Raw genomic sequence first — 11,945 nt, 5'->3', positions numbered from 1 at the left:
ATGCGGGAAACCTGACACCCCGTGGCGCTCTCAGGTTCATCGCGAGCATGCTCGCTCCTACAAAAATCCCCACCTTCGATTCAATCCCCCTTTCCTACATACATTCCGGAAACGTCTGATTTACGCCTGACAGCTTCGTATAGAACCCTTGCTCTGCACTTTGCCCTGTCTCCAATCCTTCGGAGGCAGGCGCAATTTGATGGTCAACAGACAAGGAGTTGCAGCTATGGCTAAGGGATATTTCATTCGCAAGGGTGACAAGACCAGCTGTGGTGGCGAGGTGCTGGACGCCGATACCCGCGTCATGATGTTTGGCTTCGCCCATGCTCGCGCAGGGGACCCGGTGTCCTGTGGCAAAAATGATGAAACCTACGAAATCGAGGGTGGCATCGCGTTCTTTGGCAGTCACGGGGGCCTGGTGGCGGGCTCGCTGGACAGCCGCAGCGGCTGTCCCTGCAAGGCCGGGCTTATCCCCTCGTTTACCACCGCCACCTATGAATCCAGACAGGGTGCTGCGCCGCAAGCCTTGAGGAGCGCCCCTCAACAGGAAGCCGCGCCCGTTGCTCCCAACAACCCGGTCGCGCCGCGACAATCCACTTCCACTTCCACTTCAGCGCGGGCGCCCACACCGACGCTCAGCGAACGGCCAGGGACGATTTGTGAAAACCTGTGGCGCGGGTATCAGCAACGGGCCGAAAACGTTGTGGCGCCGGGCGGCAAGTTGATCGCCGACCCGAAGGCGCGCAACAAGGCGATCAATGCGGCCTACGCCCAGCTGTGGCGCCACGATCCGCGATTCCAGTGGGCCGGGTTGGCAGCCTTCGCCTCCAAGCAGGTGGGCTGTGGCTTGCTGCACGCGGCTGACACGATCGAGAAAATTCAGACGGAAGAGGAAACGATACAGCAACTGAGGGACAGTGCCAGACAAGGATTGAGAGGTTTGCTCAGCCCCAGTGAGCGGGAAAAGCGCGCGACCATTCGGGCGTTTGAGCAGCGTCAATGCGAGTACGAAGAGGCCAACCGGGACAACCCGGTGTGGGGCTTCACCCAATGGGGTGCCGACCTTCCCTTGTCATACTCGCAACGGATGTACCGGTTTGTGTACGAGATGCTGGCGATGGGTAATACCACGCTGTTCCTGGATGTGTATCCGTTGCATGTGTTCTACCAGGAGCGGGGATTGGAAGCGCTGAGGGATTGCCTGGAATCACGTAGCAACATTTATGGGAATGGCCAACATCCGGTGCTGTGGCCGGTCGGACAGGAAACGCTGGAATTCGGGATTGACCACAAGGAAATTCTCCTGGCCTTCGAGGCGATTGAGGCCGGTTATATCGCCGAAAGCGTTGAGCATCTAGCCTGGCACGAGCAACGGAATATTCTGCAACCGGCGATGTACAGCGACTGGCGGCTCAACTCACTGTTGCGCAGTAACCATTTTTCCTACGTCATCGGTATCCCGTCCGGCGCCGCCGAAGCCGTCGAAGCCGTCGAGCTGACCCTCGCCAGTCAGTGCCGCCGCGTGGACGACGGACGCACCATTGGTTTCAGCAACAACCTCAATGCCAACCTGGCCGATATCAATCAGCGTATGCCCTTCGTGCTGAGGGCCGCGAAGCAGTTTGACGATCTGCTGCACAGCGACCAGCGCAAGCTGCTTGAGCATTCGATTCGGGATATTGCCCTGGGTGGTGGCGTGCGATGAGCCTGCTGCAACGTATAGGCTGGCGACGCGGCGTGTTGGCGCTGGCCGTCGCGGCCCTCCTGACGCTTGCGTCGATTGAGGTCCTGTCGGAAGAGCCCGAAATCGCCCTATTGATTGGCGAGCCTTGGGAGGATATGCGCCGTCGATCCAGTGCAACCATTGATCCAGCTATTCCTGGCCATTTTTGGGGTCGTTTGCCTAAGTCGGATGCCCGCCTTCGTTTCATCGATCCTCAATATGGGTTCATAACTCCGCTGGCTCGCTACTTCACGGTTACGTTCAACCGTGACGAGTCAATCAACGGTGTCAATATGTCCCCGCAAATCGAACCCCTGCTACTCGACGATACCCTCAAGGTCGTGCTGGATCTGCAGGAGCAATGGCGCAATGCTGGCTGGACACCCATCCGGGTCAAGGACTTCCCCTCGTTCGCCGACACCCCGCAATGGCGTGCTCAACTGCGTGATGTAAACAAAGGTGGAAAATCCTACTGGCACGCGGGCACCCAGTACCAAGTGATGCTAGTGGTCAATCGCTTCAAGGATTACAGGCACCCCACCGAAGAGCGCTACCTCATCAAGCTGTCACTGGCCACGCCTTGGACGAATCCCTGATTGGCCTTTATCGCGACAAATCACGCTTTCAGCATTCCAGGCACTGTCGCCAAATCCATCCCCGGATGCCATCTACACTCAGTAACCAAACCGCCTCCCCCGAGACCTCACCAACGTGCCCAGCATCTACCAGATCAAACCCGCATTCCAAAACCTCCTGCGCCCCCTGGTCCGGCGCTTGTTCGCCAAGGGCACCACCGCCAACCAGATCACTTTGATCGCCGGCATCGGCTCAATCCTGGTGGGCGTGCTGATCGCCGGTTTCGTGCATCACCCCTGGATATTCGTGCTGGTGCCGATCTGGATGCTGGTGCGCATGGCGCTCAACGCCATCGACGGCATGCTGGCTCGAGAGTTCGACCAGCAGTCGCACTTGGGGGCCTATCTCAACGAGTTGTGCGATATCACCGCCGACTGCGCCTTGATCCTGCCCTTTGCCCTGCTGCCCGGCGTCAGCCTGTGGCTGGTGCTGCTGGTGACCTTGCTCGCCTTGTTCAGCGAGTACAGCGGCGTGCTGGGGCCGATGGTTGGTGCTTCGCGGCGCTATGACGGGCCCATGGGCAAAAGTGACCGGGCTTTCGTGCTGGGGGTCGTGGCCGCCGGCATCGTACCGGGCTGGATCAGCCCATTCTGGATCAACGCGGTGTTCGCGATCATCGCGATGCTGCTGGCTTTTACCTTGGTCAACCGGGTCCGCCAGGGCCTCAGGGAAGCACAAATCGACAGCTCTTCAGCCTAAGGAAATGGCAATGCGCGAAGCACAGGAACAGACCTTCACCACCCACGACGGTGTGCAATTGTTTTACCGCCACTGGCCCGGCACCCCAGAACCGGGAACCCCACGCAAGGCCGTACTGCTGTTTCACCGCGGCCACGAGCATTCCGGGCGTATTGCCCACCTGGTGGATGAGCTGGACCTGCCCGGCTTCGATTTTTTCGCCTGGGATGCCCGGGGCCATGGCCTTTCACCGGGCGCTCGGGGCGACAGCCCCAGCTTTGCCACCAGCGTGCGGGACGTGCAGACCTTCTGCGAGCACCTGAGCGCGTCCTACCAGATCCTTGAGGAAAACCTCGCGGTGATCGCCCAGAGCGTCGGCGCAGTGATCGTCGCCACTTGGGCCCACGATTACGCACCGCACATACGGGCGCTGGTGCTGGCGTCTCCGGCGTTCAAGGTCAAGCTCTATGTGCCCTTCGCTCGCCAGGGCTTGGCACTGATGCGCCGGTGGCGCGGTAACTTTTTCGTCAACAGCTACGTCAAGGCGCGCTTTCTCAGCCATGACCCGCAGCGCGTCGCCAGCTACGACAACGACCCGCTGATCACCAAGGCCATTTCAGTGAATGTCCTGCTCGGCCTGTACGAGGCCGCCGATCGCGTGGTGGCCGATGCCCAGGCCATAATGATACCCACTCAGTTGTTGATCTCCGGGGCCGACTTCGTCGTGCATCGCCAACCCCAGGAACAGTTTTTCGAGCGCCTGGGCACTCTGCACAAGGAAAAACATGTGCTGCCGGGGTTCTTCCACGACACCTTGGGTGAAAAGAACCGTGGACACGCCGTCGCCAGCGCACGACGCTTCATCCTGCAGAACTTCGCGCAACCCATTGAACGCCCTGGCTTGCTGGCCGCCGATCGACTGGGCCTGACTTGCGCCGAATCCGAATCATTGGCCGCGCCGCTGCCGCGCAACTCCCTGCGCGATCTGTATTGGCGCATGACCCGCGCCAGCATGCGCCTGGGCAGCCAATTGTCGTCCGGGATCAAGCTAGGCTTCGACACCGGTTTCGACTCCGGCAGCACACTGGACTACGTCTATCGCAACACCCCCACGGGCACGTCGGCTGTCGGCCGCATGATCGACCGCAACTACCTCGACTCCATCGGCTGGCGCGGCATTCGCCAACGCAAGCTGCACGTCGAAGAACTGCTGCGCCTGGCGATGCAGCAATTACGCGACCAGGGCCGCGAAGTGCGCATCGTCGACATCGCCGCCGGACACGGACGCTACATTCTCGAAGCCTTGCAGGGCGTCAGCCCGCTTCCCGAATCGGTCCTGTTGCGCGACTACAGCGACATCAACGTGCGTGACGGAAGCGCGTTGATCCGCGAAAAAGGCCTGGAAGGGATCGCTCGGTTCGTCAAGGGCGACGCCTTCGACCGTGCCGACCTGGCCGCGCTGGATCCCAAACCTACCCTGGCGGTGGTCTCCGGACTGTACGAGCTGTTCGCCGACAATCAGATGGTCAGTGCTTCCCTGGCGGGCTTGGGGGACGCGGTGGAACCTGGCGGATACCTGGTCTACACCGGCCAACCCTGGCACCCGCAACTGGAACTGATCGCCCGAGCCTTGACCAGCCACCGTGAAGGCCAGGCCTGGGTCATGCGCCGACGCACCCAGGCGGAAATGGACCAACTGGTGGAGGTGGCCGGCTTTCGCAAGGTCGGCATGCGCGTCGACGAATGGGGTATTTTCAGCGTGGCTCTCGCGCAACGGGTGTCTTGATGCTGCGCAGTGCAACGACGGCACGCGAGCCTGGTCTGCTCAAACCTGCGGTGCTCTGGCTGCTGCTCCTGGCGCCGTTGTTCTTCGGCACCTACGGTTTCGCCACCTGGTTCACCACCCAGCGCGACGATGTTGGCAGCCTGGTGTTCGGCTGGGAAAACCACATGCCGTTCTGGGCCTGGAGCATCGTCCCGTACTGGTCTATCGACTTGCTGTACGGGTTGTCCCTGTTGTTGCCCAACAGTCGCGAAGAACTCAAGCGGCACGCCTTGCGCCTGTTGACCGCGCAACTCATTGCGGTCAGTTGCTTTCTGATCTGGCCGTTGCGCTTCACCTTCGCCCGACCGGAACTGGACGGTGTATTTGGTTGGCTGTTCGACGTACTGGCCGGTTTCGACAAGCCGTTCAATCAGGCGCCATCGCTGCACATTGCGCTGTTGGTCATCCTGTGGACCTGCTATCACAAGCACTTGCAGGGCCTATGGCGCGGATTGATGCATGTCTGGTTTACCCTGATCGGGCTCTCGGTGCTGACCACTTACCAGCACCACTTCATTGATCTGCCAAGCGGAGCGCTGCTGGGCTGGCTGTGTGTCTGGCTATGGCCGCTGGAGGGACCAGGGCCTCTGCACGGTGCCCGGCTGGCGGCCGTAAAAAAACGCTGGAGACTGGCGTTGTATTACCTGTCGGGAGCTGCCGTGTTCGCCGCCCCGGCCTTCTACTTAGGGGGAGCCTGGCTGTGGCTGGCTTGGCCGGCGATGGCCTTGCTGTTGGTATCGCTCAATTACGCCGTACTCGACGCAGGAGGTTTTCAAAAGCGTGCCGATGGACGCCTGTCCCCCGCCGCGCGCTGGTTGCTGACGCCCTACGTGGCTGCCGCCTGGCTCAACTCGCGCCTGTGGACCCGCAACAATCCGCAGCCCGACCAAGTGCTCGATGACGTCTGGCTCGGGCGCATACCGACCCGTCGGGAACTCAAGGGCAGCACCTTTACCGCAGTGTTCGATCTGTGCGCCGAGCTGTCGCTTGATCCGGGGACTGTCGCCTACCGCACACTGCCTGTCCTGGATTTGACCGCCCCCACCACCGCGCAATGCCGGGAAGCCGCACTGGCCATCGAAAGCCTGCGCCAGCACGGACCGCTCCTGGTCTGTTGCGCCTTGGGCTATTCGCGCAGCGCCACGGCCGTAGCCGCCTGGCTGTTGCACACCGGGAGGGCCAGTAGTGTCGCCGAAGCCTTTTTGTTGATCCAGCGCGCGCGCCCGGGAATTGTCCTGGGGTCCTTTCACCGAGAGGCGCTAGAGCCGCTGGCGACCCACATGGAGGCACGCGGTGTCCATTGATATGCAATTACAGGTGACAGCCAGTCTGTTGCGTCGTGGCGACATGCTGGATCGACTGTCCAACGGGCTTACCTTGTTGGGCGCCTTGTTCGGCCTGAGCCAGTCCCTCCTGGACGGCCAGGGGTTCTGGAGCGCGACCTGCAGCGGTGGGCTGCTGTTGCTCGGCCTGGGGCAAAAATACTGGGCGCTGCGGGTGGCATTCGATGCCGATCTGTTCCAACGCCTTGCCGAGCGAGCTGAAAACCTTCCGGAGCACACCCTGTCCCTGGATCAAGCCCTGACAACGCTGAATCTGCAGCCCGCCGAGCATGGCGGGCGCCCCTGGAGCGAACGTATCACCGGCGCCCTGAAGCTGTTGCGCAACCAGGCGCTGCTGGTGGCGGCACAGGTGCTGTTGACCCTGTTTTTCATTCTGGCCGACCCTTGGCTGAACTTTGCCGGATAAGGAGTTCCCATGCTCGAACCCGTGGTTGCCACCCTCATCACCTCGGCCGCGCGCATACTGACCGGCGCGCGCAGCCTGTGGCTCGGCTGCGCACCGGAACCTGTACAGCGTATCTACTTTGCCAACCACAGCAGCCATGGCGATTTCGTCCTGCTGTGGGCCTCGCTGCCGCCGACCCTGCGCACCATCACCCGGCCCGTGGCAGGCTCGGACTACTGGCTGAAAAGCCCGTTGCGGCGCTACATCATCAACCAGGTGTTCAACGGCGTACTGGTTGACCGTGAACGCAAGGAACCCGCCGACAATCCCTTGCAACCGATGCTCGATGCCCTGGAAAACGGCGACTCGCTGATCATTTTTCCCGAAGGCACGCGTAACCCCGATGAGGGTTTATTGCCGTTCAAGAGCGGGCTTTACCACCTGGCAAGGCAATATCCCCAGGCGCAGTTGATCCCGGTGTGGATCGCCAACCTCAACCGCGTCATGCCCAAGGGGCGGGTCCTGCCGCTGCCGCTTTTATGCACCATCAGCTTTGGCGCCGCGTTGACCCTGGACGAAGATGAAAGCAAGACGCACTTTCTCGAACGCAGTCGCGAAGCGCTACTGAGCCTGGCCGGAGAGCATGCCTGACATGGATAGACAGACCTTGATGTTGTTTGGCGCGATTGGCGCGTTTCTATTGCTGGCCTCGGCAATTGGTTTCGTGCTCAAGCGCCGCAGCCACGGCAGCCCCAACCCGGTGATCGACAACCTCAACGCACGGATCAACGCCTGGTGGGTGATGGTACTGGTCATCGGGATCGCCTTTTGGCTCGGCACCACCGCCGTGATCGTGCTGTTCTACACGGTGTCCTTCTACGCCCTGCGCGAATTCATGACGCTCACGCCCACTCGCCGCAGCGACTATCCGGCTTTGGTCGCGGCCTTCTACCTGGCCCTGCCGCTGCAGTACCTGCTGATTTACTACGACTGGTACGGGCTGTTCTCGATCTTCATTCCAGTCTACGTATTCCTGCTGCTGCCGATCCTGGCGTCCCTGGGCGGCGACAGTACGCACTTCCTCGAGCGAGCCTCGAAAGTCCAGTGGGGCCTGATGATTGCGGTGTTCTGCGTATCCCATGTACCCGCCCTGCTGACCCTGGACATCGCCGGTTATGAGGGGCGAAACCTGCTGTTGATCGCCTATCTGGTGATCGTGGTGCAGATGTCGGATGTGCTGCAGTACGTGTGCGGCAAATTGTTCGGCAAACGCAAGATTGCGCCGAACCTGTCGCCGTCCAAGACCGTGGAAGGTTTTGTCGGCGGCATCCTGCTGGCCTCACTGATCGGCTGCGCCTTGTGGTGGATCACGCCGTTCACTGCCTGGCAGTCGCTGCTCATCGCCCTGCTGATCAACCTGCTGGGATTCGCCGGCGGCATCGTGATGTCGGCGATCAAGCGCGACCGTGGCGTGAAGGACTGGGGGCATATGATCGAAGGTCATGGTGGCATGCTCGATCGCCTGGATTCGGTGTGTTTTGCCGCGCCGATTTTCTTTCATCTGGTCCGGTATGGGTGGACCTGATCGCAGGAACCGGCCCCGAAAAAAAAAGACCCCGACAAGTCGGGGTCTTTTGCTTCAGCCGGTCAAGTCGTCCTCAGACAACCCTGCCCGGTCCGACTCAATGCTGCAGAGCCGGTTTTTGTGTCCCGTTGATCGGGATGCGCTTGGCTTTGTCTTCTTCGGGAATCACCCGCAACAGGTCGATACTCAACAAACCGTTGCTCAGGTCGGCGGCCTTGATCTGGATATGGTCCGCCAGGCGGAAGGACAGTTTGAAGGCCCGCTGTGCGATACCCTGGTACAGGTAAGTGACGCCCTCGTTCACTTCACGTTTGCCGCCCCCACTGATGGTCAGCACACCTTTTTCCACTTGCAGCTCCAGGTCTTCTTCCTGGAAGCCGGCGGCCGCTACGACGATGCGGTATTGGTCGTCGCCGTGCTTTTCCACGTTATAAGGTGGGTAGGTGCTGCCTGGCTCGTTGCGCAGGGCGGTTTCGAACAGGTCATTGAAACGGTCGAAGCCAACCGAGGAACGGAACAGTGGTGCCATGGAAAATGCAGTACTCATGATTCAAATCTCCTGAAAACAGATCAGCAAGTTTTTTTGTCTCCGCGACCCGAATTCGGCATCGCGTAATCCTTAGATAGGGACCGCTGTTTGCTTTTCAAGAGATTTTTTTCAGATTTTTTTAACTTTTTTCAGGCCGCTTCAGCCACCTGCAACCCCAACAAACGCGAGACTTGGTCCAGCTCGGTTTCACGGCGCAGGACGCTGAACAACTCGACCGCCTCGGGATAATTGCGGGTCAACATCGCCAGCCACTGCTTCAAGCGGCCCGGCGATTGACGCGCAGTCATCTGCGCCTTGGCTTGCAGCCAGAAATCCTGGATCAACGGCAGCAACTCGGCCCAGGTCATCTCAACGACCTCTTCACCGGCCTTCGCCGCCGCGATTTGCCGGGCCAGATCGGGGCGCGAAACCAGGCCGCGACCGAGCATGATGTCTTCCACGCCGCTGATTTCGCGGCAACGACGCCAGTCTTCGACGCTCCAGATATCACCGTTGGCGAACACCGGCACCTTGACCACGTCCTGTACCCGCGGGATCCACTCCCAGTGGGCAGGTGGCTTGTAGCCGTCAGTCTTGGTCCGGGCGTGGACCACGATATGCTCGGCACCGCCTTCAGCCAGGGCCGTGGCGCACACCAGCGCACCGTCCGGACTATCGAAGCCCAGGCGCATCTTGGCCGTTACCGGAATGTGCGCTGGAACGGCGCGACGGACATGCTCGACGATCTGATTGAGCAGCTCAGGCTCCTTGAGCAGCACAGCGCCGCCCCGGGACTTGTTGACCGTCTTGGCCGGGCAGCCGAAGTTGAGGTCGATCACCTCGGAACCCAGCTCGCACGCCAGCGCGGCGTTTTCCGCCAGGCACACAGGGTCCGAACCCAGCAACTGCACGCGCAGCGGCACGCCAGAAGCAGTCCGGGCGCCGTTCAGCAGTTCCGGGCCGAATTTATGGAAATAAGCAGGCGTGAGCAGTTGATCGTTGACCCGAATGAACTCGGTCACGCACCAATCGATACCGCCCACTCGGGTCAGCACGTCGCGCAGGATATCGTCGACCAACCCCTCCATGGGCGCCAAGGCAATTTGCATGAAAAACACACTCAACGAAGAACGTGCGGCAGTTTACTGGATATCGCGAGAAATCGCAGAACCCTGTAGGAGCGAGCCTGCTCGCGATGAACCTGAGAGCGCTGCGGGGTGTCAGGTTCCCAGCGTAATCGTTGACGACCATCGCGAGCATGCTCGCTCCTACAGGGGGGGGTCAGACGGGGGCTTGCAGCGCCGGGCCGTAGCCTTCGATGAACTCGGCAGGCATGCGCTTGGGCTTGCCGGTGGACAGCTCGATGCAAACGAACGTGGTTTGCGCGCGCAGCAAGGTCGAATTATCGCTGGGGCGTTTCAATTGGAAATGCCGGGTCATTTTCAGGCGCTGGTCCCAATCGACGATCCAGGTCGCCAGTTGCAGCTCATCGCCTTCATAGGCGGCCGCCAGGTAATCGATTTCGTGGCGCACCACCGCCATCGCCCGGTCCAGCCGACGGTATTCGACCAGATCCAGGCCGAGGCGCTGGGAGTGGCGCCAGGCACAACGTTCGAGCCAGGTCACGTACACCGCGTTATTGGCGTGCCCCAGCCCGTCGATGTCTTCGGCGCCCACTTGCAGATCAATGATAAACGGCGTTGCCCGATCCCAGCCCATGCCCCACTCCCCGGTCAGATTGATTCGACCGGGGCAGTGTAACGGATGCTCAAGCCGATTGGCGCGATTGCAGGCTGCGACCGGCCAGCAGTGATAACACGCCATCAATCACCCGCGGGTCAGCCAGCACCCGCTGATGACCGCCTTCCTGCAAACGCAGCAGACGACTGTCGAACCAGGCTTCGTGGATCAGTTGTGATTCCTTGACCGGGACATGGGTGTCGTCCTCGGCGTGCACGATCAGGCCAGGCATGTCGAGCTGGTAGTGCGCGACATCCAGCATCGCCGCGCGCATGCCGACGTCAGACTCGACCTGGCGGATGAACGCCGAGCGGGCTTTCGGGGGCAACCCCACATAGCGGGCGAAACCGCGCAATACCCCGAGAATCCGCGCCGGGGCGGCAATGCTGACCAGGGTTTCGGTGCGCAGGCCCATTTGCACGGCAAGCATGGCACTGGCGCCGCCCATGGAGTGGCCGATAACTGCTTGCAGCGGCGGCAATTCGGCGGCCGCTTCCAGCAGGGCTCGGGCGAACAGCACGACATTCGCCTCGCGCCCGGGCGAGCGACCGTGCGCCGGGCCGTCCAAAGCGACAACCGAATACCCGGCATCGACCAGCGCCGTGATCAGGCTGGCAAACTGTGTGGGCCGACCTTCCCAGCCGTGCATCAAAAGCACTGCCGGGCCTTGCCCCCAGCGCAACGCTGAAAGGCCGAAACGCAAAGTGATTCGTTCGGATTTGGCCAGCAGCGGCAATTCCCAATCACGCGGTGGAAAATCGCGCGGCGTCATGAATGCCAATCGCATTTTGCTCGCCACCAGCTTCGGGGCGAACCAACCCAAGGTGCCATTAACGCCACGAACCCACTTCAACGTGCTCATCGCATTCTCCCCAGGCCGCAGCCTTCAGGTCAACGCACCGCCGACTTGGCCGCGCGCAGCAAACGATCGGATAAATCACCGGGTCCCAGCGCCCGTGCCAGCGCCAGGCCGCCCACCATCAAGGCCAGATCAGCCAGGGCTTTGTCGGTGTCTTCAGGACTGGCCGCCAATTGCGCGACCATCAGCTCCATGTGTTCATTCAGTGCAATTCGAAACGCCTCGGGCAGGCGTCCGAGCTCACCGATCGAGGCCGGGATCGGGCACGCAGACTCGCTGGAATCGCGGTGTTTGCGTGACAGATAAAACGCTGCAACCAACGCGCGACGCTCTTCACCGGTCAACTCGGCATCCATGTCGGCAATCAGGTCACGGCGGTGACCCAGCAACTGCTTGAACGCTTCCAGCATCATCGCGTCCTTGCTTTCGAAGTGCGCATAAAAGCCGCCGACGGTCAGGCCGGCCGCGCCCATCACTTCGCCAACGCTTGGCTCGGCCGGACCACGCTGGATCAGCGCGGCGCTGGCTGCCTTGAGAATGCGTTCGCGGGTTTGAGCTTTTTTATCGTTCATCGTTGCCTCCGAATATTACGACTAGAATATTATTCTCATAATAATTTTCTGCAAGTCGTGGATGTGACCG

Annotated in this window: 13 protein-coding genes; 8 read left to right on the top strand and 5 right to left on the bottom strand. The window is 61.0% G+C overall.

All coding sequences use genetic code 11. The annotated features are described in order from the left end of the window. The first annotated feature begins 226 nt into the window (after positions 1–226). The 8 genes from AC1Q8Q_RS22780 (at position 227) to AC1Q8Q_RS22745 (ending at position 8,175) form a co-directional block, all read left to right on the top strand. Entirely contained in the window at positions 227–1,705 is a 1,479-nt protein-coding gene (locus tag AC1Q8Q_RS22780; RefSeq protein WP_492615519.1) for a PAAR domain-containing protein, read from the top strand. Further along, entirely contained in the window at positions 1,702–2,319 is a 618-nt protein-coding gene (locus AC1Q8Q_RS22775; RefSeq protein ID WP_020795495.1) for a hypothetical protein, read from the top strand. The genes AC1Q8Q_RS22780 and AC1Q8Q_RS22775 overlap by 4 nt, the downstream gene beginning before the upstream one ends. 115 nt (positions 2,320–2,434) lie before the next feature. Next, on the top strand, positions 2,435–3,058 hold the full coding sequence (locus AC1Q8Q_RS22770; RefSeq protein WP_492615518.1) for a CDP-alcohol phosphatidyltransferase family protein: 624 nt from the start codon (positions 2,435–2,437) through the stop codon (positions 3,056–3,058). A gap of 10 nt (positions 3,059–3,068) precedes the next feature. Beyond that, positions 3,069–4,823 carry a bifunctional alpha/beta hydrolase/class I SAM-dependent methyltransferase gene (locus AC1Q8Q_RS22765; RefSeq protein WP_492615517.1) on the top strand — a complete coding sequence of 585 codons (1,755 nt, stop codon included), beginning with the start codon at positions 3,069–3,071 and terminating at the stop codon, positions 4,821–4,823. Next, complete coding sequence (locus AC1Q8Q_RS22760) at positions 4,823–6,166, top strand: phosphatase PAP2/dual specificity phosphatase family protein (protein ID WP_020795498.1); 1,344 nt, start codon at positions 4,823–4,825, stop codon at positions 6,164–6,166. Before AC1Q8Q_RS22765 ends, AC1Q8Q_RS22760 begins: the two co-directional genes overlap by 1 nt. Then, a complete protein-coding gene (locus tag AC1Q8Q_RS22755) occupies positions 6,156–6,611 on the top strand; it encodes a hypothetical protein (RefSeq protein WP_033042383.1) in 456 nt (151 codons plus the stop codon). Before AC1Q8Q_RS22760 ends, AC1Q8Q_RS22755 begins: the two co-directional genes overlap by 11 nt. A gap of 9 nt (positions 6,612–6,620) precedes the next feature. Further along, the gene (locus AC1Q8Q_RS22750) at positions 6,621–7,241 is read left to right on the top strand and encodes a lysophospholipid acyltransferase family protein (RefSeq protein ID WP_020795500.1); all 621 of its coding nucleotides are present in this window, start codon (positions 6,621–6,623) and stop codon (positions 7,239–7,241) included. A 1-nt stretch (position 7,242) separates the two neighbouring features. Continuing rightward, positions 7,243–8,175 carry a phosphatidate cytidylyltransferase gene (locus AC1Q8Q_RS22745; RefSeq protein ID WP_020795501.1) on the top strand — a complete coding sequence of 311 codons (933 nt, stop codon included), beginning with the start codon at positions 7,243–7,245 and terminating at the stop codon, positions 8,173–8,175. A gap of 97 nt (positions 8,176–8,272) precedes the next feature. On the opposite strand, the gene AC1Q8Q_RS22740 is transcribed toward AC1Q8Q_RS22745, so the two are convergent. From AC1Q8Q_RS22740 to AC1Q8Q_RS22720, 5 genes are all read right to left on the bottom strand, one after another. Continuing rightward, a complete protein-coding gene (locus AC1Q8Q_RS22740; RefSeq protein WP_020795502.1) occupies positions 8,273–8,722 on the bottom strand; it encodes an Hsp20 family protein in 450 nt (149 codons plus the stop codon). Positions 8,723–8,853: 131 nt separating this feature from the next. Beyond that, on the bottom strand, positions 8,854–9,813 hold the full coding sequence (locus AC1Q8Q_RS22735) for a tRNA dihydrouridine synthase (protein ID WP_033041345.1): 960 nt from the start codon (positions 9,811–9,813) through the stop codon (positions 8,854–8,856). A 172-nt stretch (positions 9,814–9,985) separates the two neighbouring features. After that, positions 9,986–10,423, bottom strand: coding sequence for an acyl-CoA thioesterase (locus AC1Q8Q_RS22730; RefSeq protein ID WP_168758626.1), 438 nt, complete (start codon positions 10,421–10,423; stop codon positions 9,986–9,988). A gap of 49 nt (positions 10,424–10,472) precedes the next feature. Beyond that, positions 10,473–11,306 carry an alpha/beta fold hydrolase gene (locus AC1Q8Q_RS22725; RefSeq protein ID WP_020795505.1) on the bottom strand — a complete coding sequence of 278 codons (834 nt, stop codon included), beginning with the start codon at positions 11,304–11,306 and terminating at the stop codon, positions 10,473–10,475. A gap of 29 nt (positions 11,307–11,335) precedes the next feature. Continuing rightward, positions 11,336–11,875 carry a TetR/AcrR family transcriptional regulator gene (locus AC1Q8Q_RS22720; RefSeq protein WP_020795506.1) on the bottom strand — a complete coding sequence of 180 codons (540 nt, stop codon included), beginning with the start codon at positions 11,873–11,875 and terminating at the stop codon, positions 11,336–11,338. Positions 11,876–11,945 lie beyond the last annotated feature (70 nt).

Source organism: Pseudomonas sp. GW823-FHT06B06, from assembly GCF_058795195.1.
This window is presented reverse-complemented; position numbering and strand designations above follow the sequence as displayed.